General features: G+C 45.2%; 30 protein-coding genes. 28 read left to right on the top strand and 2 right to left on the bottom strand.

From position 1 onward, the window contains the following. The 14 genes from pstA to PQI28_RS05915 all read left to right on the top strand — a co-directional run bounded on the left by pstA (nt 1) and on the right by PQI28_RS05915 (nt 13,893). Nucleotides 1–912 carry a phosphate ABC transporter permease PstA gene (pstA, locus tag PQI28_RS05980; RefSeq protein ID WP_271304606.1) on the top strand — a complete coding sequence of 304 codons (912 nt, stop codon included), beginning with the start codon at nt 1–3 and terminating at the stop codon, nt 910–912. Between the two features lie 110 nt (nt 913–1,022). Continuing rightward, on the top strand, nt 1,023–1,784 hold the full coding sequence (gene pstB, locus PQI28_RS05975) for a phosphate ABC transporter ATP-binding protein PstB (RefSeq protein WP_271305256.1): 762 nt from the start codon (nt 1,023–1,025) through the stop codon (nt 1,782–1,784). Nucleotides 1,785–1,800: 16 nt separating this feature from the next. Then, nucleotides 1,801–2,463 carry a phosphate signaling complex protein PhoU gene (phoU, locus tag PQI28_RS05970; RefSeq protein WP_214693037.1) on the top strand — a complete coding sequence of 221 codons (663 nt, stop codon included), beginning with the start codon at nt 1,801–1,803 and terminating at the stop codon, nt 2,461–2,463. 115 nt (nt 2,464–2,578) lie between these two features. Next, nucleotides 2,579–3,349 carry a DUF4912 domain-containing protein gene (locus PQI28_RS05965; RefSeq protein ID WP_339962750.1) on the top strand — a complete coding sequence of 257 codons (771 nt, stop codon included), beginning with the start codon at nt 2,579–2,581 and terminating at the stop codon, nt 3,347–3,349. Between the two features lie 15 nt (nt 3,350–3,364). Further along, complete coding sequence (locus PQI28_RS05960) at nt 3,365–5,566, top strand: 1,4-alpha-glucan branching protein domain-containing protein (RefSeq protein ID WP_214782350.1); 2,202 nt, start codon at nt 3,365–3,367, stop codon at nt 5,564–5,566. Nucleotides 5,567–5,650: 84 nt separating this feature from the next. After that, complete coding sequence (gene rpmG, locus PQI28_RS05955; protein ID WP_255313299.1) at nt 5,651–5,815, top strand: 50S ribosomal protein L33; 165 nt, start codon at nt 5,651–5,653, stop codon at nt 5,813–5,815. Between the two features lie 54 nt (nt 5,816–5,869). Then, complete coding sequence (locus PQI28_RS05950; protein WP_339962749.1) at nt 5,870–6,424, top strand: 5-formyltetrahydrofolate cyclo-ligase; 555 nt, start codon at nt 5,870–5,872, stop codon at nt 6,422–6,424. Beyond that, on the top strand, nt 6,403–7,173 hold the full coding sequence (locus tag PQI28_RS05945) for a DUF92 domain-containing protein (RefSeq protein WP_224861448.1): 771 nt from the start codon (nt 6,403–6,405) through the stop codon (nt 7,171–7,173). The genes PQI28_RS05950 and PQI28_RS05945 overlap by 22 nt, the downstream gene beginning before the upstream one ends. 169 nt (nt 7,174–7,342) lie before the next feature. Next, nucleotides 7,343–8,299 (top strand): L-lactate dehydrogenase, encoded by a 957-nt coding sequence (locus PQI28_RS05940; RefSeq protein WP_074033328.1) that lies wholly within the window; start codon nt 7,343–7,345, stop codon nt 8,297–8,299. A gap of 121 nt (nt 8,300–8,420) precedes the next feature. After that, nucleotides 8,421–9,470: a rhomboid family intramembrane serine protease gene (locus PQI28_RS05935; RefSeq protein WP_339962748.1), complete on the top strand. Its 1,050-nt coding sequence runs from the start codon at nt 8,421–8,423 to the stop codon at nt 9,468–9,470. Nucleotides 9,471–9,482: 12 nt separating this feature from the next. Beyond that, nucleotides 9,483–10,505, top strand: coding sequence for a M42 family metallopeptidase (locus tag PQI28_RS05930; RefSeq protein ID WP_339962747.1), 1,023 nt, complete (start codon nt 9,483–9,485; stop codon nt 10,503–10,505). Beyond that, complete coding sequence (locus PQI28_RS05925) at nt 10,502–10,696, top strand: YqgQ family protein (RefSeq protein ID WP_214782365.1); 195 nt, start codon at nt 10,502–10,504, stop codon at nt 10,694–10,696. Before PQI28_RS05930 ends, PQI28_RS05925 begins: the two co-directional genes overlap by 4 nt. Nucleotides 10,697–10,789: 93 nt before the next feature. Next, nucleotides 10,790–11,752 (top strand): ROK family glucokinase, encoded by a 963-nt coding sequence (locus PQI28_RS05920; RefSeq protein WP_214782368.1) that lies wholly within the window; start codon nt 10,790–10,792, stop codon nt 11,750–11,752. 224 nt (nt 11,753–11,976) lie between these two features. Beyond that, a complete protein-coding gene (locus tag PQI28_RS05915; protein WP_339962746.1) occupies nt 11,977–13,893 on the top strand; it encodes an LTA synthase family protein in 1,917 nt (638 codons plus the stop codon). A 110-nt stretch (nt 13,894–14,003) separates the two neighbouring features. On the opposite strand, the gene PQI28_RS05910 is transcribed toward PQI28_RS05915, so the two are convergent. Then, a complete protein-coding gene (locus PQI28_RS05910) occupies nt 14,004–14,183 on the bottom strand; it encodes a DUF2759 domain-containing protein (RefSeq protein ID WP_074033323.1) in 180 nt (59 codons plus the stop codon). 157 nt (nt 14,184–14,340) lie between these two features. On the opposite strand from PQI28_RS05910, the gene PQI28_RS05905 reads away from it, so the two are divergent. Then, on the top strand, nt 14,341–14,961 hold the full coding sequence (locus PQI28_RS05905) for an MBL fold metallo-hydrolase (protein ID WP_214782374.1): 621 nt from the start codon (nt 14,341–14,343) through the stop codon (nt 14,959–14,961). 30 nt (nt 14,962–14,991) lie between these two features. Here PQI28_RS05905 and PQI28_RS05900 read toward each other — a convergent pair whose 3' ends face one another. Continuing rightward, nucleotides 14,992–15,255 (bottom strand): DUF2626 domain-containing protein, encoded by a 264-nt coding sequence (locus tag PQI28_RS05900; protein WP_012726597.1) that lies wholly within the window; start codon nt 15,253–15,255, stop codon nt 14,992–14,994. A gap of 250 nt (nt 15,256–15,505) precedes the next feature. Here PQI28_RS05900 and PQI28_RS05895 point away from each other — a divergent pair, with 250 nt between their 5' ends. The 13 genes from PQI28_RS05895 (at nt 15,506) to gcvPB (ending at nt 24,256) form a co-directional block, all read left to right on the top strand. Next, nucleotides 15,506–15,892, top strand: coding sequence for a Spx/MgsR family RNA polymerase-binding regulatory protein (locus PQI28_RS05895; protein ID WP_074033321.1), 387 nt, complete (start codon nt 15,506–15,508; stop codon nt 15,890–15,892). Nucleotides 15,893–15,950: 58 nt separating this feature from the next. Beyond that, nucleotides 15,951–16,757: an ATPase, T2SS/T4P/T4SS family gene (locus PQI28_RS05890; RefSeq protein ID WP_339962745.1), complete on the top strand. Its 807-nt coding sequence runs from the start codon at nt 15,951–15,953 to the stop codon at nt 16,755–16,757. After that, nucleotides 16,739–17,716 (top strand): type II secretion system F family protein, encoded by a 978-nt coding sequence (locus PQI28_RS05885; RefSeq protein ID WP_224861442.1) that lies wholly within the window; start codon nt 16,739–16,741, stop codon nt 17,714–17,716. Before PQI28_RS05890 ends, PQI28_RS05885 begins: the two co-directional genes overlap by 19 nt. A gap of 14 nt (nt 17,717–17,730) precedes the next feature. After that, nucleotides 17,731–18,033, top strand: coding sequence for a prepilin-type N-terminal cleavage/methylation domain-containing protein (locus tag PQI28_RS05880; RefSeq protein WP_214782380.1), 303 nt, complete (start codon nt 17,731–17,733; stop codon nt 18,031–18,033). Next, nucleotides 18,030–18,461, top strand: coding sequence for a prepilin-type cleavage/methylation domain-containing protein (locus PQI28_RS05875; protein ID WP_214782383.1), 432 nt, complete (start codon nt 18,030–18,032; stop codon nt 18,459–18,461). The genes PQI28_RS05880 and PQI28_RS05875 overlap by 4 nt, the downstream gene beginning before the upstream one ends. Continuing rightward, on the top strand, nt 18,448–18,684 hold the full coding sequence (locus PQI28_RS05870; protein WP_337873946.1) for a hypothetical protein: 237 nt from the start codon (nt 18,448–18,450) through the stop codon (nt 18,682–18,684). The genes PQI28_RS05875 and PQI28_RS05870 overlap by 14 nt, the downstream gene beginning before the upstream one ends. 13 nt (nt 18,685–18,697) lie before the next feature. After that, nucleotides 18,698–19,102, top strand: coding sequence for a hypothetical protein (locus PQI28_RS05865; protein WP_224861438.1), 405 nt, complete (start codon nt 18,698–18,700; stop codon nt 19,100–19,102). Next, nucleotides 19,078–19,377, top strand: coding sequence for a hypothetical protein (locus PQI28_RS05860; protein WP_224861436.1), 300 nt, complete (start codon nt 19,078–19,080; stop codon nt 19,375–19,377). Before PQI28_RS05865 ends, PQI28_RS05860 begins: the two co-directional genes overlap by 25 nt. Continuing rightward, nucleotides 19,370–19,858, top strand: a complete 489-nt coding sequence (locus PQI28_RS05855) for a shikimate kinase (RefSeq protein ID WP_224861434.1) — start codon at nt 19,370–19,372, stop codon at nt 19,856–19,858. The genes PQI28_RS05860 and PQI28_RS05855 overlap by 8 nt, the downstream gene beginning before the upstream one ends. Then, nucleotides 19,855–20,193, top strand: coding sequence for a hypothetical protein (locus PQI28_RS05850; RefSeq protein WP_214748009.1), 339 nt, complete (start codon nt 19,855–19,857; stop codon nt 20,191–20,193). The genes PQI28_RS05855 and PQI28_RS05850 overlap by 4 nt, the downstream gene beginning before the upstream one ends. A gap of 148 nt (nt 20,194–20,341) precedes the next feature. Next, the gene (gcvT, locus tag PQI28_RS05845; RefSeq protein WP_339962744.1) at nt 20,342–21,418 is read left to right on the top strand and encodes a glycine cleavage system aminomethyltransferase GcvT; all 1,077 of its coding nucleotides are present in this window, start codon (nt 20,342–20,344) and stop codon (nt 21,416–21,418) included. Nucleotides 21,419–21,443: 25 nt separating this feature from the next. Further along, nucleotides 21,444–22,781, top strand: coding sequence for an aminomethyl-transferring glycine dehydrogenase subunit GcvPA (gcvPA, locus tag PQI28_RS05840; protein WP_214748283.1), 1,338 nt, complete (start codon nt 21,444–21,446; stop codon nt 22,779–22,781). Then, the gene (gcvPB, locus tag PQI28_RS05835) at nt 22,781–24,256 is read left to right on the top strand and encodes an aminomethyl-transferring glycine dehydrogenase subunit GcvPB (RefSeq protein WP_412093970.1); all 1,476 of its coding nucleotides are present in this window, start codon (nt 22,781–22,783) and stop codon (nt 24,254–24,256) included. The genes gcvPA and gcvPB overlap by 1 nt, the downstream gene beginning before the upstream one ends. The last annotated feature ends 23 nt before the right edge of the window (nt 24,257–24,279 follow it).

Here is a 24,279-nt window from a genome sequence, read left to right as displayed (position 1 = left end):
ATGGCTTTACCGAACAGTGAGTTCAAGAATACGAAGAACCTGATGGATCGTGAAACGGTGTCTGAAAGAATCAAGCGCCGTTTACAACTAAATGAAATTTTTAAGTATGTCTTTTTGGCAGGACTTGTGTTTGCACTTCTTGTCTTGTCGACTTTGATTTATGACATCGTCTCAAAAGGGGCAGGTTGGGTCGACCTCGATTTCTTGCGGAACTTCCCGTCACGTCGTCCTGAGGATGCCGGGCTATATCCTGCATTAATCGGATCGGTATGGTTGATGTTATTAATCGTACCAATGGTGTTCGTTATCGGTGTTGGTGCAGCGATTTACCTAGAAGAATATGCGCCAAAAAATCGAATGACTTCATTTATTGAAGTTAATATTTCGAACTTGGCCGGAGTCCCTTCAATCGTTTTCGGATTGCTCGGATTAACGATATTCGTCCGAGTGATGGAATTAGGCAACTCGGTTATCGCGGGTGCCTTGACACTTGGTCTTATGAGTTTACCGATTGTGATCGTAGCGTCACAAGAAGCATTGCGGGCAGTCAAAATGGAATTACGACACGCCTCTTTAGCGCTGGGAGCTTCAAAGTGGCAGACCACGTTCAATGTCGTCTTACCGTCAGCGTTGCCGGGGATCATTACTGGTATTATCCTCGCCGTCTCTCGTGCAATCGGTGAGACAGCACCACTCATCATGGTCGGTGCGGCAACGTTTATTTCAACGACACCAAATAATATTTTCTCTGACTTCACGGCGCTCCCAATCCAGATATATAACTGGACGAGCCGACCGCAAGCAGAGTTCCAAAACTTGGCCGCGGCAGGAATCATCGTACTCATGACAATGCTCATTACGATGAACTCTGTAGCGATTTATATCCGAAACAAATATACGAACCGACATTGAGTCGTTTTTGCAGATGAATGAGGAGGAAGCTCGAGATGATGAAACAACAAGAGCTCAATAAAGGAGATCAAAACGTGAACACAACTACGACAGAACCGACAACTACTGAGATGAAAAAAGATAGTGCTTATGTCGTTAACAATTTGAACTTATGGTATGGTGAAGATCAAGCTTTGATTGACGTCAACCTCGACATTAAAAAGAATGAAGTCACGGCAATCATTGGACCATCTGGGTGCGGGAAATCAACATTCATTAAAACGTTGAATCGTATGGTAGAACTCGTTCCATCCGTTCGGACGAATGGTGAAATCTTGTATCATGGTCGGAATATCTTCGGTCGTGGATATAAAGTAGAAGATTTACGTACGTCGGTCGGAATGGTATTCCAGCAACCGAACCCGTTCCCGAAATCGGTATACGATAACGTAGCGTACGGTCCTCGTACGCATGGCATCAAAAATAAAAAAGTACTCGATGAGATCGTTGAGCGTTCACTTCGTGGCGCTGCTATTTGGGATGAAGTGAAAGATCGTCTGAACGAAAACGCATACGGACTTTCTGGTGGACAGCAGCAACGTCTCTGTATCGCTCGTACGCTAGCAATCGAACCTGACGTCATCTTGATGGATGAACCGACATCTGCCCTTGACCCGATCTCTACATTGAAAGTGGAAGAACTTGTTCAAGAGTTGAAAGAGCAGTACTCAATCATCATCGTCACGCATAACATGCAACAAGCTGCCCGTGTTTCGGATAAAACGGCCTTCTTCTTAAATGGAGAAGTTGTCGAGTTCGATGTAACAGATAAGATTTTCTCGAATCCATCTGACAAACGGACGGAAGACTATATTTCTGGCCGTTTCGGTTAAGGAGGAGACTAGATTGATGGCACAAAATCGCACATTTTTTGATACGAAATTAACTGAATTAGAAGATAAAGTAGTCCGTTTGGCAAACTTGACGATGCGACAAACGGCGACGGCAATCGAAGTGTTAGAAAAACATGATCTTGAGTTGGCGCAAACGGTAATCGACAACGACAATGAACTAGATGATTTAGAATTAACTATCAACGACGAAGCGATTTTATTGATTGCTAAGCAACAGCCTGTTGCGACTGACTTACGTCGTCTGATTGTAACGATGAAATCGGCGACGGACTTAGAACGCATTGCGGATTACGCGACGAACATCGCCAAAGCTGTGACGCGAATTGAACATGTTCCTTATTTACATGACATTCAACCACTCAAACAGATGGCTGAACAGTTGATTGACATGCTCGAATTGGCGACGCGTGCGTATCGTAAAGGAGAAGTGAGTCGTGTCCGTGAACTCAATGAAATGGACCGTGTGATTGACGAAATCAATCTAACGGTGATTAAACAATACATCGGTTCCCTTCCGGCAATGACGGTCGGAACGAACGATGTATACGAGTTCTCAAACATCGCTAGATATCTCGAACGGATGGGCGATCACGTGACAAACTTCGGAGAACATTTAATTTTTCTTGAAAAAGGGAAACATTATGATTTGAATCAATAAGATTAGTGGTAAAGAACAACAGTGCTGTTGTTCTTTATTTTTTTGGGCAGGAATTCATAAAGAATGAGCGAATACTAGTCTACATGGATTTTTACATGAAGGGAGCCATACAGAGATGGAAGAGAAAATCGTATCCTTGAAGCAACAAGGACTTACGTTGAAACAGATTGCGGCAGAACTAGACGTCCCGATTGGCAAAGTCCAATACGCATGGCGAAAATGGAGAAATCAGCAACAAGAGGTGGAGGAAGTTGTCCCTGTGAAACAAAAGAGCAATAAGAAAGCTAAAGCTAAAGCTAAAGCTAAAGCTAAAGCGCCAGGATCAACTTCGCGTAAACAAGTCGCCACAGCGAAAGAAACGAGTGATGTGAACGTATCGCCACTTCTTACGAAAGGACCAGAAGGATACTGGCAGTTGCCAGACCGATACAACGTCGACTTTTTACATGCAGTCGTGCAATCACCGAACTCGGTTTATGTGTGCTGGGAAGTGTCTGATTTGGTCAAAGAGACGTTAGAGCTTCAGTTTATGAGACGATGGGAAGAGCTACCGAAAGCATTCCGTATTTTAGACGTGACCTTATTGGATTATGCGAGCGGTCATGCAAATCGTTCATATACGTTCGACCTACCTGAAATGACGAATAGTTGGTTCGTTCGTCCTCTCGATCCGAATACGACATATGTGTTCGAATTCGGGATTCGCACGATGGAGGGAGAATTTTTACCAATCGTGGCATCAGCACCGCTTGATACACCGCGTGCAGAACCAGCCGGCATCGGACGTTTTGCGGAACCGGTGAGACGTTGGCAGTATGGGGAAGTAGATTCTCCTGAGTTATTAGATACATTACCAAAATATGCGGCATATCGTCACGTACGTTAAGGAGGACATTCTTACATGAAACCAGGATACTTTTCACTCGTCCTTCATGCTCATTTACCGTACGTTAGGCATGAAGAGAAGCACCGATTAGAAGAAAGATGGGTGTATGAAGCCATCTCAGAAACATATATTCCAATTCTTTGGCAAGTTGACCGCTTGAAGCGGCCATTGCATTGGACAGTCAGTATTTCGCCACCAGTGGTGGAAATGCTCGCAGACCCGCTCATCCAAGACCGATATGTCGAGCACATCGATGAGATGCTCGAATTGATTGCGTTAGAACTCTCAGAGGGAAGAACGGACGAGGAGACGTCGACGTTACATTTCTATGAACAGCGTTATCACGACTTGAAAAATACGTTCCTTCATTGGAATAAAAACTTGAATGAAGCGTTCCGTACATATCGTGAAGCGGGATATATCGACATGGTGACTTGTACGGCGACCCACGGCTTCAACCCACATCTCTTCACGGAGCAGGCGGCACGGGCTGAAATTCGGACAGGTCTCAACTGTTTCGAACGTCACTACGGGTTCCGTCCGACAGGGATTTGGTTGCCAGAGTGTGCATATACACCAGGCGTGGACCGAATTCTTTACGAAGAAGGGATTCGATACACGTTTGTCGATGAACATGCATTGCTCGATGCGGACCCGACTCCTGAAAAAGGCATTGGTGCTCCGGTCTATTCTCCACACGGTGTCGCATTGTTCCCACGAGACCAAATCATCTCGGGTAAAATCTGGAGTTCGATGATTGGATATCCAGGTCACCCTGACTATCGAGAGTTTTATCGAGATTTGGCCTACGACCGAGATTGGGACTATATTCAATCGTTCATGCATCCGGAAGGCATTCGATTCGACACAGGATTAAAAATGCACCGCATCACAGGTGACACCGATCAAAAAGACTTTTATGTACGTGAGTGGGCTGAACATCAAATCGAGAACCATGCGACAGACTTCGCTCAAACGTTAGAAGGGCACCTGGAGGCACATGGCGGACAAACGTTCCCACCGTTCTTGGTCACAGCACCGTTCGATGCGGAATTGTTTGGCCACTGGTGGTTTGAAGGTCCTGAATTTCTTGGGAAAGTCGCAGAGCGACTCGAAGAATTTGGAATCGAAACGATCACGCCAGCAATCTTTCTTGAGCGTCACTTCAAAGATTTACAAACCGTCCATGTTTCCATGAACACATGGGGACGAAAAGGCTACGGTGAAGTTTGGATTAATGAACGAAATGAATGGATGCTCCGTCACCTGCATATGATGGAGATGCAACTCGTCAAAGACGTAGCAGATTATCGTGATCAATCGGATTTGACGAATCGTGCGTTAAAGCAATTGATTCGCCATTATGTGTTGGCTGTATCGAGTGACTGGGCGTTTATCTTAGATGGGCAAACGACAGCACAGTATGCGGCTGAACGCTTCAGAGAGCATACACGACTCTTCGCCGAACTTGAAACGGCGCTTTATCAAGGCACTGTCTCGAACAAGTTGCTCGATGATCATTATGCGGCGTATCCATTCCTTCAAGACGAAGATCTTGATGTCGATTCATTCCTCTCCCCGCACGACTATTACGTGACGACTGAACGAGATGCAGAAGAGTCGGCAATTCTTATGCTGACACCCGAATATCACGGTCATATCGTCGGTGGACTTGGTCATCGTGTCGTCGAGGAAGTGGAGGCGAGAGCAAATGAGGGAGAAACCGTCTATGTGCTGACGCCGTATCACGATGAGTTACCGGAATACGAACGACACGGAAACGTTCATGTGTATCGAGTTCGTCCGACTAGCCCATTTTTAGAGCACGTCATGAATCAGGTTGCCACGCAAAATATTGCGTATGTCAAACTCGTTCATGAACTTTCGAAACGGGTATCATTCAAAGTGATTCATCACTTTGATTGGATGACGATTCCTGCTGCAAGAGAACTTGCGCAATCACTTGCGCTTCCGTTATACTCAACTATGTTGTCCTTTGAAGCGACACGGAACCCGCACGGGCACGGTGGTTTATTCGATGCGATCCATCGTATTGAAAACAGTGTGTTCTCGTCAGCGGAGTACGTTTATGTCGGCGAAGAGCTCTCGATGAACGACCTGAAACAATGGTATAAAGTAAGCGAGAATGTCAACACATGCCTACCTCTTGAATCTTCTCCTTACGGACAGGAATCAATGAAAAAGAACGTGAAATAACCTTGCTTTTTCATAAGAAACTTGGTAGGATAATTGAGTATGCTTAGACTGTAAAGCAAAAGCACTTGATACAACATCATTAAGATGGGAGTGAAAGAAATGCGCGTTAAAATTACATTAGCTTGCACAGAAACAGGCGATCGCACGTACATCACGAAGAAAAACAAACGTAACAACCCAGAGCGCCTTGAGTTGCGCAAATACAACCCACGTCTCCGTCGTCACACGCTTTACCGCGAAGTGAAGTAATGAGGGACCGGCCGTCACATATGTGGCGGCTTTTTTTGTAAGGAGGAATGCGTTGTGGAAGACAAAGCAGCGTTAAGACGAACGGTTCATCAGTATATTAAACAAATGAATAATCGCCAACGAGTTGACCGAATCATCCATCAGAAGTTGTTCGCAACAGAGATGTGGAAAGATAGCCAGACGATTGCCGTGACATCGTCACTTCCGCTTGAAATCAATACATCGCCAATCATTCATGAAGCATTTGAAGCAGGAAAAACGGTGTGCGTCCCGAAAGTAACGGAGCAGGGGTTAACGTTTCATATTATTCATTCAGTAGATGACCTTGAGACGGGCGTCATGAATATTTTGGAGCCTACGACCCCGCCGACGACGAAAAGCATCGACCTCTGTCTTGTCCCGGGAAGGGTATTTGACCGGTCTGGATATCGAATCGGTTGGGGTGGAGGATACTATGACCGATTTTTACGTACATATGAAGGGGAGACGGTTTCATTAGCGTACTCCGTTCAATTGGTCGATCAAGTGCCGACTGAACCACATGATCTACCTGTTCAGTGGATTGTGACAGAAAAGGAGATGATTCAATGTTCGCCATATTTGTTGTAACTTGTATCGTCGCCTTTCTCGGGTATCGGTTACGCTCCTTGACAATCTCGGGAGCCTTCTTGACAGTGGTGACGGGGGTATTGATCGGGTTATCGTTTGGTTGGTTCGGCCTCTATTTACTCGGCGTATTCTTCTCGACATCTTCACTTGCATCAAAATATCGATCTCGTGATAAACAAAATGTAGATGACATTGTCGAAAAAACGGGAGCGCGCGACGCCATTCAAGTGTTAGCAAACGGTGGGGTAGGGATTCTCTGTGCCCTCGGTTACTTACTGACAGATGACCTCGTCTATCTTTATATGTACATCGTGTCCATTGCGGCAGCGACGAGTGACACGTGGGGATCTGAATTCGGTGTCCTCGCAAAACGTAAACCGCGCTTCATGTTCACGTTTAGAGAAGTTGAGCCGGGAACGAGCGGTGCCGTTTCAACATTTGGTACGGTCATGTCGATTGTAGGCGCATTCGTGATTGTTTGCTCTTCTCTCCTGTTTGTCGAATTGGATATGGCATTACTGTTGGCGCTTTGGGGAATCGGACTGAGTGGGAGTGTCATCGATACATTGCTCGGGGCGACGGTTCAACGGAAGTTTCGCTGTACAGTTTGTGGAAAGCTGACGGAAAAGAAAGTTCATCATCAAGTTCCTACAACATATGTGTCAGGGTGGCGTGTGCTAGGGAATGATGCAGTCAATTTTTTATCCGTTCTTGGAGCGGCGTCTATTTGTTTTTTGGTATTCGGATGAGGGTAGTACAGAAAATGAAGATGTTTCAAATGAATGTGAATGTTGTCACAATATCGCCAAAGTGAAAACGGTTTCCACTGTAGTTAGGGTTTGTGAATGATGTTACAATCTTGTTGTAACAGAGATAACAAAAACATGAAACAGATTGATCGAAGGGTGGAGAATCAATATGGAAACATTAAATCATGCTAAAGTAACGCGCGTCGCACTTGTAGGGGCAGGGGCAGTTGGAGCGAGCTTTGCGTACCAGTTAACGACAGCAAGCCTTTGTGAAGAACTCGTCATCATTGACATCAACAAGGCAAAAGCAGAAGGGGAAGCGATGGACTTGAACCACGGCGTCTCGTTCGCGTCTTCACCGATGCGTGTATGGGCAGGGGATTACGCAGACTGTGGTGTAGCAGACATCGTCGTCATTACTGCAGGTGCACCGCAACGTCCAGGTGAGACTCGTCTTGACCTTGTCGAAAAAAATGCGAAGATCATGAAATCGATGATTTCAGATATTATGGATTCTGGTTTTGATGGCATTATCATTATCGCCTCAAACCCGGTCGACATTATGACACATTTGGCTTGGAAGTATTCAGGACTACCTAAACATCGCGTCTTTGGCTCAGGAACTGTACTCGACACGTCGCGTTTACGTTACATGCTTGGCGACTATTTCAATGTCGACCCACGTAACTGTCATGCCTATATCATGGGTGAGCACGGTGACACTGAGTTTGCTGCTTGGAGTAATGCTCGTATCTATGGAAAGTCTGTTGAGCAGTTACTTGAAGAGCATGATGAATATAACTGGCAAGACCTTGAAGACATATATGTGAACGTACGTGATGCGGCTTATCACATCATCGAACGTAAAGGTGCGACATACTATGCCATTGGACTCGGATTACTCCGTTTGGTCAAAGCGGTCCTTCGTAATGAGAACACGTTGCTGACAGTCGGTGCTCATCTTGATGGGGAATACGGTTTGCACGATATTCATATCGGGGTACCGGCGATCATCAACCGTCAGGGCGTGCGTGAGGTCGTTGAGATTGAGTTGTCAGAAGAAGAACATCAAAAAATGCAACATTCTGCGAACGTCCTAATGAAAACGATGGAACCTGTCTTGTAATTGCGATATATGAGTGCCCGTAGCCGTAAAGGTTGCGGGTTTTTTGTGCGTTTGAGGCAAGCCACGACTTTGTCGTGAGGTACAACGTGATTTACAATAGAATGAGAGAGGAGGGATTTTGTTGGCGACTTGCTTCTGGGAAGACATTTATCAAGCGGTCGAGAACGGTGGACGAATCGAAGGGATATTAGAACCGTCCCGTGCAGTCATCTTGTTTGATACAAAAGCAGGTGATCGCTATGACTTATACGTTCAAACTGAAAAAGCATGGGCGAATCATGTCGGTACTGACATTAACGCAATCTTGAGCGCTTTTCGTCTGTCTCGTATTGGACGAAAGCATTTGACGATTCACATATATGGTGACCGTCTCGTTGATGAAGAGCGAGTCGACTCCATGACGTTCCCGATTCCGGCGAGAGTGACATTATCTCGCTCGATTTGTACACCTACGATGGAGGACGACCGTTTTCGACTGCTCGCGGTCGCAATGGATCGAAAGAAGAAAGCGGAGTTAAAGAAACGATTCTCCTTTGGTAAACCGCAAGTAGTTTACGGCTTGATGTTCATCACGTTTTTAGTCATGTGGCTAGCTGAGTCAGTTGGTTCGACATTCGACCCGAACACGTTGATCGCATTCGGTGCGAAAGTGAACCCGCTCATCGAAGAAGGGGAATGGTGGCGGTTAATTACGCCAATGTTTCTGCATATCGGATGGTTCCATTTTGCCATTAATATGTTTGCGCTCTGGTCACTTGGTCCGCTCGTTGAACGAATGTACGGCTCCCTCCGCTTTTTCATCATCTACGTGGTCGGTGGGATTTTAGCGACGACAGCATCGTACGCGTTCAGTGAATCCATTTCAGCGGGGGCATCAGGAGCCTTATTTGGTTTGGTCGGTGCCTTACTCTATTTTGGACTGCGGGATCGTTCGCTCTTTATGAAGACACTCGGACCTCCGCTCTTTATTATGTTAGGATTAAATGTAGGACTCGCGTTCGTATTGGGTGCGAACTTGGATCATTTTGCACACGCGGGTGGTTTACTAGGTGGATTCGTCGTCTCTGGTGTCGTCGGATTGCCTGATGAGGAAAATCGAACACAACGCATCTTATTTTCTGTGCTCACGGCCATGTTGTTTGGTCTACTATACGGGTATGGATCTTGGTAAGGGGAGAATATGATGATAGAAACACTGAAAACATTAGTTGAAATCCCGAGTCCGTCTGGTATGACGGAGGAGGCGATCGGATTTGCAGAAAATAAACTCCAAACACTCGGTGTCAAGACGTCTCGTTTACATAAAGGGGCGTTGCTCGCGACGTTCCCAGGACGATCGGACGAGGCGCGTCTTTTGACGGCGCACGTCGATACCCTTGGGGCGATGGTCAAGGACATCTTGCCGAGCGGACGCATACGTCTCACGCAAGTGGGTGGATACGCTTGGACGGCGATCGAAGGAGAAAACTGTCTCATTCATCGCGAGGAGGGGGAGGCAATCGAAGGAACCATCCTCGTCCATCAGTCGAGCGTTCATGTGTATAAAGACACGAACTCTGCAGAACGCTCTGCTTCAAACATTGAAGTTCGATTGGATGAGAAAGTCCATTCTCGTGAAGATGTGACGGCACTTGGAATTGAAATCGGTGACTTTGTGTCATTTGATCCACGATTCAAGGTGACGTCTTCCGGATACGTCAAATCTCGTCATTTGGACGACAAGGCTTCTGTGGCCATCTTGTTAGACCTAGCTAAAGATTTGGTTAATGATGATTTGCCACATACGGTCCACTTCTTAATCTCGAATTATGAAGAAGTCGGATTCGGGGGGAATGCCGGCATTCCTGAAAATGTTGTGGAATACATTGCCGTCGATATGGGGGCGCTCGGAGATGGCCAACATTCAGATGAATATACGGTTTCGATTTGTGCCAAAGATTCATCTGGACCATATGATATTAGCTTGCGCCGTAAGTTTACTTCATTATGTAAGGCGCATGACATCGCTTATAAAGTGGATATCTATCCTTATTATGGCTCGGATGCGTCGGCTGCGATCCGTGCAGGCTACGATGTGAAGCACGCTTTGATTGGTCCAGGAATTGAGTCAAGTCATAGTTATGAACGGACACATGTGACGTCTATGGAAGCGACAAGAGAATTGTTAAATCGTTATGTCTTGTCAACGATGGAGGAAGAAGCATGAAAAACTTTTATGATGTCCAACAGTTTTTAAAATCGTTCGGAACCATTATTTACATCGGGGAGCGGGATGCTGAAATCTCACTTATGATGATGGAACTCGACGAGTTGTATGAAGGGGGCATCATCGAGCAGCGTGTATACGATACGGCGAAAATCATTTTGACCCACGAATTGAAAAATTCAAGAGATTGACAGAAATCCCCTTAGTGCAAAGGGTTGCACTAAGGGGATAATAGTGTACACTATTGAATGAAAGCGATTTAGTTGAGATGAGGAGTGAACGGTATGAAATGGTTATTAGGGATCGACATCGGTGGTACAACGGTGAAGATGGCTGTTTTAGACATGAATGGCATCATTTCTGATAAGTGGGAAGTTAAAACGGATATTCGAGAAAACGGTGTACATATACCAAAAGACATCGCAGCCTCATTTGAAACGTATTTAGAGACGTCAGGCAAGAAGAAAGAAGACTTCGCAGGTGCAGGTATCGGAGCCCCTGGATTCATCAATTTCTCTGAAGGTGTTGTCGAGTATTCACCGAACATCGGATGGAAAGACTTCGCTCTTGTGAGTGAGTTCGAAAAAGCGGTCGGACTCCCCGCGGTCCTCGAAAACGATGCGAATGCCGCTGCCCTCGGGGAAATGTGGAAGGGTGCAGGTGAAGGTGCATCCGAATTACTTGCCATCACGCTCGGTACAGGCGTCGGTGGTGGCGTCATCACGAACGGAAACATCGTTCATGGTACGGCTGGTATGGCAGGAGAAATCGGTCATATCACCGTCGAACGAGATGAGGCGAAAGCTGTAAAATGTGGCTGTGGCCGATTAGGGTGTATCGAAACGATTGCCTCTGCGACAGGTATTTCACGTTTAGCGTTGCAAAAACGGAAAAATCAAGATACTTCGTTGAACGAATTGAAAGAAGTGACGGCACGTGACGTATTCGAAGCTTATAAAGCTGGGGATACAATCGCGACAGAAGTGATTGACGAGATGACAGAATATCTCGGATTGACAATCTCGAATATCGCCAACACACTCAACCCGAAAATGATCGTCATCGGTGGCGGCGTCTCAAAAGCAGGGACAGCATTGCTTGAACCGCTCGATGCTCAGTTCAAGCGTTTCGCACTCGAACGTGTCTATGAGTCGACGACGTTTAAAATCGCTGAACTTGAAAATGATGCCGGAGTCATCGGTTGTGGCTGGTTAGCACGCAAACACTTCCTTCCGACACGCGTATAAAACTGACACGTCTGCACATTGCAGGCGTGTTTTCTTATGGGAAAGGGTATGGGATATTGTAAAATTTGTAACGTCACAGTTGATTTTTTATTAAAAAAGGGGTAAGATTTGGACTTGATACTGGACGTGTACTATTCAAATCGAATTGTACAATGTATGAACAAATATAAAAATAAATGGCTATAAAAACATGCCGAAAACTGAAAAGAGGAGGAGACCGTCAGATGAATTCATCTCAACGCTTCTCGAAGCTATCGACGAGACTGAACGATACGGTCCGCGCTTCGTTTCAAGAATATCGTCTATTTTGGATATTTACGTTATTGCTTTGGACGAAGACGTATATCGTCTATCAATTTTTCTTCATCATTCCGATTGAAAACACCGCACAAGCTTTTATCCTACTGATTAGCCCGATCAGTTCGACATTATTCTTGTTTGCTTTCCATTTCTTCTTTAAAGGAAACAAACAAAAATGGGTGCTCTACACGCTTTACGCGCTCGCATCTTTCATCTTGTTTGCGGATGCCGTATATTATCGTGAATTTACGGACTATTTAACGATGCCGGTCATTATGCAACCATCGAACATGGAGACGCTGTCGACATCGTTCACATCACTTCTTGAATGGAAAGACTTAATCATTCTTGGTGACGTTTTTGTCTTACCGTTTATCTTATGGCGTATGAATATGAAAGAGAATGCCGCTTCACATCGTCGCGCACTCGTGACGTTCGTTGCAGCAGTATCGGTATTCTTGTTCAACCTTTCATTGGCGGAAACAGAACGTCCGGAATTGTTGACTCGTTCATTCGACCGTGAGCTATTAGTGAAAAACATCGGAACATTTAACTTCCATGTGTATGACGCGATGCTTCAAACGAAAACATCTGCTCAAAAAGCGATGGCTGACGAATCAGAGCTTGCAACGATTGAACAATTCACTCGTCAAAACTATGCTGCACCGAACCCTGATTTGTTCGGTAAGTATAAAGGGAAAAACGTGATTGTTGTGTCGTTCGAATCTGCACAAAACTTCACACACAATATGAAAGCGCCGAACGGTGAATTTATCACGCCAAACTTGAACAAACTGATTGAAGAGTCTCACTATTGGCCAAACTACTACCATACAGTAGGTCAAGGGAAGACATCAGATGCGGAGTTTGCGCTCGATAACTCGCTATATGGCCTACCGCGTGGTGCTGTATACTTTACGAACGCGGACAACGAATATCAAGCACTTCCAGAGTTGATTAAAGAAGATAACTATTACTCAGCCGTCTTCCATGCGAATAACAAATCGTTCTGGAACCGCGACCAAATGTATAAAAATATCGGTGTCGATCAATTCTTCGATGAGAAGAGCTACAATCTCGGAAACCCAGAAGACATGACAGAATGGGGTCTCTTAGATGATAGTTTCTTCGAACAATCGATCCCGATGCTTCAGGAGTTGCCAGAGCCGTACTATGCGAAGTTCATCACATTGACGAACCACTTCCCATATACGATGCCAAGCGAAGACTATGAACTCGTACCGAAGTTCGAGACAAGTTCAACGACGTTAAACAACTTCCCGCAGGCGCTTGCATATCAAGACTATGCACTCGGTCTCTTCATCGATCAATTGAAAGAGAACGGAATGTGGGAAGATACGATTTTCGTTGTTTATGGTGACCACTACGGTATCTCGACGAACCACAACAATGCGATGGCAGAGTTGCTTGGTAAAGAAGAGTTGACACCATATGATGTGGCGAAATTACAACAGGTTCCGTTTGCGATTCACTTGCCGGATCAAGAAAAAGGTGAAGTGCATGAAACGATCGGAAGTCACGTCGACATGAAACCGACAATCTTGCATTTACTTGGAATTGATACATCGGACACAATCGGATTCGGGAATGACTTGTTCTCTGAAAATCGAAATAGTCGTGCAATCTTCCGAGATGGTACGGTTGTGACGGATGAATATGTATGGACACAATCAACTTGTTACAATGCTACTTCTGGAGAAGTGGTTGAGGACACAACGCTTTGCGGTCCAATGACGGAAGAAGCAGAAAAGATCTTACAAATGAACGATGATTTGATCTATTCCGACCTTCTCCGCTTTAAAGAACAAACGAATGAATAACCTAAAAACGAACCAAACCACTATGTGATTTGGTTCGTTTTTTATATCGAGGAATTATAGGCACAAAAAAAGCGACCGAAGTCGCTTGATGATTGCTTGATACAAATCCATTAACCTGGAATACCGCCGTAGATCAACGTGGCAACACCAAAGAATCCGAATACGAGTACAGTTAAACCTGCAACTGCGAGTGGAAAGAATTGGCGTTTTTTGAATGAACGAATCATTCCCCATACAGCCACAATCGCGACGATGACAGAAATCCATCCGAACGGTTCATACAAATGCATGACGAGTTCCCCCTTTAATTATACGTCATGAAATTCATAAAAATTTCACTGAAATATCATTATTATTTTATCCGATTATTGAGGCGCTGTCGAGTAAAGGTTGACATCGATACAATTTTGCCACAATATTGTTTTGAATGAGAGGGGGATCAATCATATGCAAGTGAAGAAGATTACGTCAGGCTTAGCGCAGGAGAATGGATACGTCCTTGAAAAAGAAGGTAGTGTCGTCATCATCGACCCAGGAACGGATGACCCAAGATTTTTCGAGGTGATTGATCGTCTTGGTACACCCGCTGCGATTTTGTTGACTCACGCCCATTTTGATCACATTGGAGGAGTGGATGCACTCCGTGAACGCTATAAAGTTCCAGTATATGTCCATCGTCTCGAAAGTGATTGGTTGACGAATGGAGAAAAGAACGGAGCGCACGCTTTCAATCTTCCTGTACCGGCGATGAAGCCGGCTGAAAAGGTATATGAAGGCGATACGTTGACTATCGGCAATTTTACATTCGATCTTTATCACACCCCTGGTCATTCACCAGGTAGCGTCGTGTTATACATGGCGGATGAAAAGATTGCGTTTTGCGGTGACTTGATTTTTAAACAATCAGTCGGTCGTACCGATTTATTCGGAGGCGATCAGGCAACGTTGATGGGATCCATTGAACGCATGAAGCACTTGATTCCGGGTGCGACGGTTCTTTATCCAGGTCACGGACCAAAAACAACGCTTGAAGAAGAGAAGCAAACAAATCCATTCTTCAAGCAATAAAAAAGATTGTCTCCGACGAGACAATCTTTTTTACATTTGGAAGTTGCTCCAATACGTAAAGACAACGAAGAAAATTGTCAAATACGCGCCGAAGACGTATACATATGTTTTTTCAGTAAGCTTTAAGTAGCCAAGTGCGACGAAGAAAATCGTTTGTGCTAAGAAGACAAGTCCCATAACGATAAAGTCACCAGTATGTTCACTACTACTTTGGTCGCCGCCTAGTGCGCCTACGAAAGCAAGTGCCGCCACTAGCCCAGTCCAGAAGCCTAGGACACGAAACATTCTTGCCATGTTAATCCCCCCATACGTGCATTATTCCATTCTCATTCACTATTTTACCAACACATTCGAAAAAATGCTATGGAAACGTGAGAATTGAGCAAAATAATCGTGAAAAATATGTGAAATCAATACGGAAAATAAAGTTGTACAAAATTTATAAAAAAGTTGTACAAAATATGTACAAACAGGGTATAAGAGATGTATAATCAACTTATACAAAATGAGCGAAGTGAAAAGTTGAAATGAGGAGGAACATAAAATGGCATCAGAATTAATGTTTTACACGTACCCGAGCTGTACTTCTTGCCGGAAGACGAAAGCGTTTTTACAAGAACAAGAACTTCAAGTGAGTGAACGTCACATTTTCAGAGATGCACCGACTGTCGACGAATTACTACAACTCCTTGCGATTAGTGAAGAAGGTGTAGATTCTCTTCTTGCTACTAGAAGCCAAGCCTTCAAACAACTCGACGTTGATGTTGAGGATTTGAAGCTGAGCGAACTACTCAAACTGATGAGTGAAAATCCAAAATTGTTAAAACGTCCGATTTTAACAGACGGAAAAGAAGTCATTGTCGGTTATGACAAGGTTTCAATCGAAACATATGCACGTCGTCATCATGTCGTTTCGACACAAGTTTCATAAGACAAGTCCACTTTCAATAGAGTGGGCTTTTTTTTATGCTGTTCTCGAGGTGAGCGGAATGAAGGAGCTTATTGAACAACTGATGATTGTGGCGAGAGAGGCGGGGGCAAGCGATCTTCATTTTATACCGAGTACGCATGAAGTGAAGATCCAAATCCGATCAGATATGAGACTGCTTGATCTTCAGTCGATGGATATCAATCAATACGACCGTCTCACACTTCATATGCGATATTGGTGTTCGTTACCGGACACGAATCAACGTGTGCCTCAGTCAGGCGTGTATGAACTTGATCGAGAAGTCATCCGCGTAACATTTCTCCCATCATTTACTCAAACATTGATGTCCTGGAGGGTACCAAATCAAGCGTTTGAGCTTCATCACTTGTTGAGACCAGGGGACGTTGAACGTTTTCAAGAAATGTCTGCATCGCGACATGGTCTCCTGTTAATCGGAGGTGCTACTGGTGCGGGCAAGACGACAATATTGTATGCGCTTCTTAATCACTTAAAGCGTGAGCGAATCGTCACGATTGAAAATCCTCCAGAACAAAAGATTGATGGGGTGATTCAACTCGAGGTGAATGCAAAAGCAGGGTTGAATCATCGACAGTTATTAAAAGAAACGTTACGTGCCGACCCAGACATCATTGTAATCGGAGAGGTACGGACAGAGGAAGAGTTAAACGTCGCCTACGATGCTGCACTCAGTGGGCATTTGACGATTACTACGTTTCATACAGCGACGATTCAGGATGGGGAGAAACGGCTTGAACAATTGCTCGGAAAATCGTCAGTAACAAGACATTGGTGTGTACTAACGCGTGATCAGGAGGTGACGTGTGAATGGGCAACGCTTCAGTAAAACCACCGATTCAATTGATTCACCGTTTTCTGCGTCTTCAATCCCGAGGTGTATCGTTGAAAGCCACAATGGAAACACTTGAATATCATGAAAAAGGAAACAGGAAAGCGGATGTTCAAGAGATGAGGGCACAACTTGAATCTGGTACTTCTTTAGCGGACGTGTTCTCGCTAATCATCACAAATCGCCAAATGCAAGAAATATTGATGACAGCCGATCGGAACGGGCGGTTTATGGATGGGTTATCTCAAGTCGTTTTAGTTTTAGAAATGCGGATGCGGTTGAAGGAAAAATTGAAGCGACTCATTCGGTATCCTTTAATCATTTTCTTTATCCTGCTCGGTCTTGGGATGGTCTATGCGTTGTACATTTTCCCAAAGCTGATGGGGATGGTTGATGTGTCCACATATGAAGGAGCAGGTTCAATTTTACTATCGAAATGGTTCTTTCCAGCTCTGTTTTCTGTATTTGTGATGCTTGGGATCACGGTCTACATGCTGCATCGACGAGGTGTAGAACTACCGTTTTACATATGGAACCGTGGTAAAACTCTGTACCTGACTTATTTGTTTGTCAGCGAATTGTCGTTATTACAACAGACGGAAACGAACATCAGGCAAATTATCAGTCGTCTCGCTAATGAAAAGGGGGAGATGGCTGAAATGGCAAATCGGATTCACAAACGGTTGTCTGCCGGTGAAGGAATCGAAATGGCAGTCAAACAGGAAAGATTTATTGACTATGAAGTTGTCAGCTTGTTAGGAGTAGGGTCGATGAGTGGAGAACTCGGTGAATTGATGTCACTTCATCGAGAACTAGTATTCGAAGAAATGGAACAATATAGTCGTCAATTGATCGAAAAAGTAGAGCCGGCACTTTATGGAGTGCTCAGCGTCATGGTTGGCACCTTATTCTATACGCTTTATTTGCCTGTAAAACTTATCATGGCTCAATTATGAAAGGGGACATTCACATGAAGGAAGAACAAGGATTCACGCTTGTTGAGATGGCTGCAGTCTTACTCATTATTTCAATTTTACTGTTATTGCTCGTGCCGACGCTGACAGAAGGAAAGTCACGGGCGGACCAAGTGAGTTGTGAGGGAAGTGTCCGAATCGTCGAGTCAGAAATCAATTTACACTATGCCGAACATAAATCATACCCTGCCACATTAGAAGTGATTAAACGTGCTTCTGAAACGGATCCACTAGTGTATAGTTGTCAATCGTCAGCCTACACGTATTCTCCACTTGATGGTTCGCTGAAGAAACAATGAAAGGCTATACGTTTGTCGAGATGGCGTGGGTACTCGTGATCATTTCCTTCCTCATACTGATCAGTAGTCCTGTAGTGAAGCCTTTTGAGCGACTTGAACTATTTGATTTTACAGATACGTTAGTGACGAATATTCAAGAAGCGGGACAATACCCGTACATTTCGGAAAATGGAAGTTGCGTGCCAAAGTTGATTTGGGTGGCTAAACAGCGAAGGTATTTGATCATGTGTGGAATGACGTTAGTGCGAAGGGTGGACGTACCGGAAGGAATCATTGTTTATCTTCCGACCTACAATACCATCACCTTCTCCCAGGCAACAGCTTCCTATGCAGGACAGTGGAAATTTGTCAGTGGGAAAACATCTGTCACGTTTAAATTTCGACTTGGAACATATGAACCGGAGGTGATCATCCATGAAGGGGGATGAGAAAGGATTCTCGTTATGGGAAGTGAGTGTGAGCTTAGCGGTCGTAATGGGCTGGATACTCATTCTGACATCGTTTGTGACACAAGGAAATGACCAAGTCGCAAGGTTGCGTGACACGTTGTTCATTTATGAACGATTACAAGGAGAGGTGCTGCTTGAAGCCGCTGAACCGACTGGGCGTGAAGAAGTGTGTGAAAAGGGTTTTTGCTTACCGACGCTTTGATCCGGGGTTTACCATGTTAGAAATGACGGCAGTATTGTTGATTCTTCCCATCTTTATATTATTGTTGGTCGAATTGCTCACGCTTGGTCAACGCCTTTACGAACAACCGAAGTGGGAACACCATACGACTCCCCAACTCATTGTGCGTCGCTTGCAGAACAGCAAAAATTGTCGCGTCGATGAGGGGCGATTAAGAGGTGATTTTCTTAAGGTAGATGAAGAAGTGTGGCCATGGACAATCAAACAGTTGAACGGGAACTTGGTCATGGTCGGAGACGGAGGAGGGAACTTGTTATTTTTAAGAGGAATCGATCAGTATCGCGTCGAAACGGTCGGTATGGGATTTCGAATCTCTTGGAAAGATTCAACTTTCGAGAGGGAGCGGTACGTCATGTGTATGAAAGAGGATTCTTTCTAATCACTACGTTGACAATCGTCGTGTGGTTACTTGGTATTGCATTATTTTGGTATACTGATGTAGAACGAACGACGAGACGAATCTCAGATGAGATATTGGCCATACGTTTTGAATCCCACTTGTTATTGGCGAAAGAACGCTGTGGCAATCAACCGGTAACGCTCACCAAACCGACGGGTACGGTGATGTGTCGTCCGATTGCACCGAATCGAACGGAAGTGGAGATGGTGTTGATATCTGGTGAACGTCATAAAGAGGTGATTGCTTATGAATAAGAAACCGTTTTATATCGTGGGATTTATGGGTACAGGTAAGTCTACCTTGTTCAATTTTATAAAGGAACATGGAGACGTCGTGGACATTGATGAAGAAATCGAAGCCTGGATTGGAACCGACATCGCTACATATTTTGACCAATACGGGGAGTCAGCGTTTCGTGACGTAGAATCAAAAGTGCTTCAGCGGATCGATGCTGACTTTGTCCTCACGGGTGGTGGTATTGTCGAACGCTCTGAAAACATACGTTGGATGCGCGAACACGGTAAAATCATTCATTTAGACTTACCATTTGAGGAATGCTGGGCACGGATCAAAGATTCGGATCGACCGCTGGTGAAAAAAGGAGAGTCAGAAGTTCGGGCATTATACAACCGACGGACCACTCTTTATCAGGAAGCGGACGAGACGATTGATGCGTCTCAGACACCGCGGTGTATTGCAGAACAGATTATCCGGATGAAGGAGGAAAAAGTATGATTTGGATTAACCTTGCAATTCTTTTATTCGCCATCATTGGACTTGGTGTATATGGATATTTGTTATTTAAAAAACAGATGAAGCCGACGTTTGGAAGATTAAACCGTTTGACGGAACGATTTAAGATTCGTGCTGACGTCATCAACCAACAAGTCACTGAAATCAAAGGGCATGTGGACGCGGTCAACCGTTCCGTTACGCAAATCAAAGATTTCGGCATCAAAGCTAAAGACGAATCGATTGAATTGAAACAGGCGGCAGTCGGGCTGACACATGAAATCAAACGTACAGCGGGAATCGAACGCTCTGACGTTTCCACCGAGACAAAAATATGAAATAATGAGGATGAAAACGTTTTCGTTTTTCATCCTTTTTCTTTTTCGCTTTTTTAACTATGCAGAAAGAATAAAAATTGTTAAAGTGGAATGGAAAACGAAAGATTTCAAAAACAAAAGCATTTTATGTTCGGGATTGGGGGATATTATGGAAAAGGTTACTTTGAAACGTACGCCTTTGTTCGAATTGATTGAACCGAAGGCGAAGATGGTTGATTTTGCGGGGTTCGAAATGCCGATAATGTTTTCTTCGATCAAAGAAGAGCATCAGGCTGTACGTCAAAACGTGGGGATGTTTGATGTATCTCACATGGGAGAAATTCGGGTTGAAGGACCGGACGCTCTAGAACAAGTGCAGAATCTTGTGACGAACGATGTCTCAAAGATTAAAGTCGGTCAAGCGCAGTACAACCTTCTCTGTCTCGAGAATGGTGGCGTAGTGGATGACTTACTCGTTTACCGGTTAGATGAAGATGCTTATTGGCTCGTCGTCAATGCCTCGAATATCGAAAAAGACGAGGCGTACATTCGTCAATTTGTTAGTGGCGACGTCACGGTGACGAATGAGTCTGATGAATATGGCCAAATTGCCATTCAAGGTCCAAATGCGGAAGCTGTTCTTCAAACGATTACGAACGTAGCGCTTGACGAAGTTGGTTTCTTTAAATTTATAAACGGCGATGTGGCGGGTGTTGCTTCGATCATTTCGCGAAGTGGTTATACGGGAGAAGACGGATTCGAGATTTATGCGCGGGCAGAAGGGATCTCAGCAATCTGGGAAGCGCTTGAAGCAGAGGGTGTTACACCTTGCGGGTTAGGTTCACGAGATACGCTACGGTTTGAAGCGTGCCTTCCGCTCTATGGGCATGAACTAGATGAGTCGGTTACTCCGTTCGAGGCGAACCTTAATTTTGCGGTCAAATTAGATACGGACTTTATTGGAAAAGAGGCGCTCGCCACACAAAAAGAAAACATCCCGAACCGGATGGTGGGCTTGAGATTGCTTGGTCGCGGAATCGCACGTCAAGGCGCGCAAGTAGAAGTCGATGGGAACGTCGTTGGAGTCGTTACTACTGGTACAATGCCTCCGACAGTCAATGAGTCGATCGCCTGGGCACGTGTGGATGCACGGTATAAAGATGAAGAGCGATTTGTTATCGACATTCGTGGCAAAAAGATTGAAGCCGAACGCGTACCGACACCTTTCTATAAACGAACGAAATGAAACAGGGGGATTCAGAATGAATAGAATGGAATTTCGTTATTTACCGATGACCGAACAAGATGAGCGAGACATGCTTCAAACGATTGGAGTGGATTCCATCGAATCGTTGCTCGCGGATATTCCAGAGTCGCTTCGCGAAAAAGCGTCGCTTGCAGCAATCGGGTCACCACTTCCGGAAGTGGATCTCGTTCGTCATATGACGAAACTAGCGGATAAGAACAAACATACAAAGTCATATCCAAGTTTCCTCGGAGCCGGGATGTATGATCATCTTTCACCGACCGTGATGAACCATATGCTTTTACGTTCTGAATTTTATACGGCGTATACGCCATATCAACCTGAAATCTCACAAGGTGAGCTTCAGGCGATGTTCGAGTTCCAGACGATGATTTGTGAGTTGACCGGGATGGATGTCGCAAACTCGTCGATGTATGACGGAATTACGGCTCTTGCTGAAGCGACTTACCTAGCGAGTGCGCAGACGAAGAAAAAACGCGTTGTCGTTTCTGGAGCGGTACATCCTGAAGCGAAAGATGTCATTCGCACATATGCGGATGGTCCAGGACTTTCTGTCGAATATACAAACGTCACAAATGGGGTGACGGATGTAACTGACCTCGATTTAACAGATGCTTCATGTCTAGTCGTACAATATCCGAACTTCTACGGTCGTATTGAAGATTTGGAGCAATTGGCGAAACAAGCGCATGATGCAGGTGCACTGTTCGTCGTATCAAGTAACCCGCTTGCATTAGGCATTTTGGAATCACCAGGTGCGCTTGGAGCGGACATTACGGTCGGGGATGCTCAACCGTTCGGGATTCCACAAAGCTTTGGTGGTCCGTCTTGTGGTTATTTTGCAGTGAAGAAGTCGTTGATGCGTAAACTACCTGGTCGACTCGTAGGACAAACGGTAGATGAGGATGGAAAACGTGGATTCGTCTTGACGTTACAGGCGCGTGAACAACACATTCGTCGTGACAAGGCAACCTCAAACATCTGTTCGAACCAGGCGCTCAACGCATTGGCCGCCTCGATCACGATGTCCGCTTTAGGGAAATATGGCATTCGAGACATGGCTGTCCGGAATATCCAAACAGCCCATTACATGAAAGAAGCATTGAAAGCAGCAGGATTTACAATCGTTGACGAGGGACCAATGTTTAATGAATTTGTTGTTGATTTCGGACGCGATGCAGAAGAAGTATCTCGTCACTTGCTTGAACATGGAATGATTGGTGGACTTCCGCTCGGAACGTATGAAGAAGAGCGCCAGTCACAGATGCTAGTCTGTGCGACAGAGTTACGTACAAAAGAAGAGATTGATCAGTTTGTCGAAGTGGTCGGGGGGATGAAATGATGCAACACGAACAAACGCTAATTTTTGAAGTATCACGTGAAGGACGAACAGGATATAACTTACCGACGCCAACCGTTCCGGAAGTTGACCTCGAGTCATTATTGCCGGCGACGATGATTCGAAAAGAAGTGGCTGAACTTCCTGAAGTATCTGAGCTCGATGTCGTTCGTCATTACACGGCGCTCTCTACACGAAACCATGGAGTAGATTCAGGATTTTATCCGCTTGGTTCTTGTACGATGAAATATAATCCGAAAGTGAACGAAGATATGGCGCGCCTTCCTGGATTCGCGCACATTCACCCATTACAGCCCGTTGAAACGATTCAAGGTGCGCTTGAACTCATGGTCGACTTACAAGAGCAACTTGCGGAAATCACTGGGATGGATGAAGTGACGTTGCAACCAGCAGCAGGGGCGCATGGCGAATGGACAGGGCTCATGTTGATCAAAGCGTTCCACGAACGCAATGGGGATACGGCTCGTACGAAAGTACTCGTTCCAGACTCGGCGCACGGAACGAACCCAGCTTCTGCCGTCGTTGCTGGATTTGAAACGGTGACGGTCAAGTCGGATGAGCGTGGTCTGGTTGACTTGGATGATTTGAAATCAAAAGTTGGTGCAGACACGGCTGCTCTCATGCTGACGAACCCGAATACGCTCGGATTGTTTGAGGCGGACATCCTCGAAATTTCAAAAGTGGTTCATGAGGCTGGTGGAAAGCTTTATTATGACGGTGCGAACTCGAACGCGATTCTTGGAATCGCACGTCCAGGAGACATGGGCTTTGATGTCGTTCACTTGAACTTGCATAAGACATTCACGGGTCCTCACGGCGGTGGTGGTCCGGGTTCTGGTCCAGTAGGGGTAAAACGTGATCTGATTCCGTTCTTGCCAACGCCGATCGTCACGAAGACAGATAAAGGGTTCGGCTTAGACTATGATCGTCCACACTCGATTGGTCGAATCAAGCCGTTCTATGGAAACTTCGGGATCAATGTTCGCGCGTATAGCTACATTAAAACGATGGGAGCAGAAGGATTGACGCGTGTATCGCGTGAAGCCGTGCTCAACGCGAACTATATGTTTGCTCGATTGAAAGATGCCTTCGACGTACCATACGATACGTATTGCAAGCATGAATTCGTCTTGTCAGGGAAGCGACAAAAGGCACTCGGTGTCCGTACGCTTGATATCGCGAAACGATTGCTCGACTTCGGGTATCACCCACCGACAATCTATTTCCCATTAAATGTGGAAGAGTGTATTATGGTGGAACCGACTGAAACCGAATCAAAAGAAACGCTTGATGCGTTCTGCGATGCGATGCTTCAAATTGCAAAAGAAGCGGAAGAAAATCCAGAAATCGTACAGACGGCCCCGCATACGACGGTCGTTAAGCGTATGGATGAGACGCTCGCTGCTCGGAAGCCTGTTTTAAAATATGAACGTCGTGAGGCGTCATCCGTGAAATAAAAGGAGCGGGTCGATTCAATCGA

Source organism: Exiguobacterium sp. USCH10, from assembly GCF_037619445.1.
Taxonomy (GTDB): domain Bacteria; phylum Bacillota; class Bacilli; order Exiguobacteriales; family Exiguobacteriaceae; genus Exiguobacterium; species Exiguobacterium aestuarii_A.
Note: the sequence above shows the minus strand (reverse complement) of the source record. Positions and strands in the feature narration are given on the sequence as shown.

Excerpts from the sequence above, each read along its gene's own strand:
- PQI28_RS05900 (WP_012726597.1), bottom strand. The coding sequence starts at position 15,255 with ATGGCAAGAATGTTTCGTGTCCTAGGCTTCTGGACTGGGCTAGTGGCG.
- gcvPA (WP_214748283.1), top strand. The coding sequence starts at position 21,444 with ATGGAATTTCGTTATTTACCGATGACCGAACAAGATGAGCGAGACATG.
- pstB (WP_271305256.1), top strand. The coding sequence starts at position 1,023 with ATGAAAAAAGATAGTGCTTATGTCGTTAACAATTTGAACTTATGGTAT.
- PQI28_RS05940 (WP_074033328.1), top strand. The coding sequence starts at position 7,343 with ATGGAAACATTAAATCATGCTAAAGTAACGCGCGTCGCACTTGTAGGG.
- PQI28_RS05865 (WP_224861438.1), top strand. The coding sequence starts at position 18,698 with ATGTTAGAAATGACGGCAGTATTGTTGATTCTTCCCATCTTTATATTA.
- PQI28_RS05960 (WP_214782350.1), top strand. The coding sequence starts at position 3,365 with ATGAAACCAGGATACTTTTCACTCGTCCTTCATGCTCATTTACCGTAC.
- PQI28_RS05965 (WP_339962750.1), top strand. The coding sequence starts at position 2,579 with ATGGAAGAGAAAATCGTATCCTTGAAGCAACAAGGACTTACGTTGAAA.
- PQI28_RS05885 (WP_224861442.1), top strand. The coding sequence starts at position 16,739 with ATGGGCAACGCTTCAGTAAAACCACCGATTCAATTGATTCACCGTTTT.
- PQI28_RS05905 (WP_214782374.1), top strand. The coding sequence starts at position 14,341 with ATGCAAGTGAAGAAGATTACGTCAGGCTTAGCGCAGGAGAATGGATAC.
- PQI28_RS05850 (WP_214748009.1), top strand. The coding sequence starts at position 19,855 with ATGATTTGGATTAACCTTGCAATTCTTTTATTCGCCATCATTGGACTT.
- PQI28_RS05890 (WP_339962745.1), top strand. The coding sequence starts at position 15,951 with ATGAAGGAGCTTATTGAACAACTGATGATTGTGGCGAGAGAGGCGGGG.
- PQI28_RS05880 (WP_214782380.1), top strand. The coding sequence starts at position 17,731 with ATGAAGGAAGAACAAGGATTCACGCTTGTTGAGATGGCTGCAGTCTTA.
- pstA (WP_271304606.1), top strand. The coding sequence starts at position 1 with ATGGCTTTACCGAACAGTGAGTTCAAGAATACGAAGAACCTGATGGAT.
- gcvPB (WP_412093970.1), top strand. The coding sequence starts at position 22,781 with ATGCAACACGAACAAACGCTAATTTTTGAAGTATCACGTGAAGGACGA.
- PQI28_RS05910 (WP_074033323.1), bottom strand. The coding sequence starts at position 14,183 with ATGCATTTGTATGAACCGTTCGGATGGATTTCTGTCATCGTCGCGATT.
- phoU (WP_214693037.1), top strand. The coding sequence starts at position 1,801 with ATGGCACAAAATCGCACATTTTTTGATACGAAATTAACTGAATTAGAA.
- PQI28_RS05875 (WP_214782383.1), top strand. The coding sequence starts at position 18,030 with ATGAAAGGCTATACGTTTGTCGAGATGGCGTGGGTACTCGTGATCATT.
- PQI28_RS05895 (WP_074033321.1), top strand. The coding sequence starts at position 15,506 with ATGGCATCAGAATTAATGTTTTACACGTACCCGAGCTGTACTTCTTGC.
- PQI28_RS05920 (WP_214782368.1), top strand. The coding sequence starts at position 10,790 with ATGAAATGGTTATTAGGGATCGACATCGGTGGTACAACGGTGAAGATG.
- PQI28_RS05945 (WP_224861448.1), top strand. The coding sequence starts at position 6,403 with ATGTTCGCCATATTTGTTGTAACTTGTATCGTCGCCTTTCTCGGGTAT.
- PQI28_RS05915 (WP_339962746.1), top strand. The coding sequence starts at position 11,977 with ATGAATTCATCTCAACGCTTCTCGAAGCTATCGACGAGACTGAACGAT.
- rpmG (WP_255313299.1), top strand. The coding sequence starts at position 5,651 with ATGGGAGTGAAAGAAATGCGCGTTAAAATTACATTAGCTTGCACAGAA.
- PQI28_RS05925 (WP_214782365.1), top strand. The coding sequence starts at position 10,502 with ATGAAAAACTTTTATGATGTCCAACAGTTTTTAAAATCGTTCGGAACC.
- PQI28_RS05930 (WP_339962747.1), top strand. The coding sequence starts at position 9,483 with ATGATAGAAACACTGAAAACATTAGTTGAAATCCCGAGTCCGTCTGGT.
- gcvT (WP_339962744.1), top strand. The coding sequence starts at position 20,342 with ATGGAAAAGGTTACTTTGAAACGTACGCCTTTGTTCGAATTGATTGAA.
- PQI28_RS05855 (WP_224861434.1), top strand. The coding sequence starts at position 19,370 with ATGAATAAGAAACCGTTTTATATCGTGGGATTTATGGGTACAGGTAAG.
- PQI28_RS05870 (WP_337873946.1), top strand. The coding sequence starts at position 18,448 with ATGAAGGGGGATGAGAAAGGATTCTCGTTATGGGAAGTGAGTGTGAGC.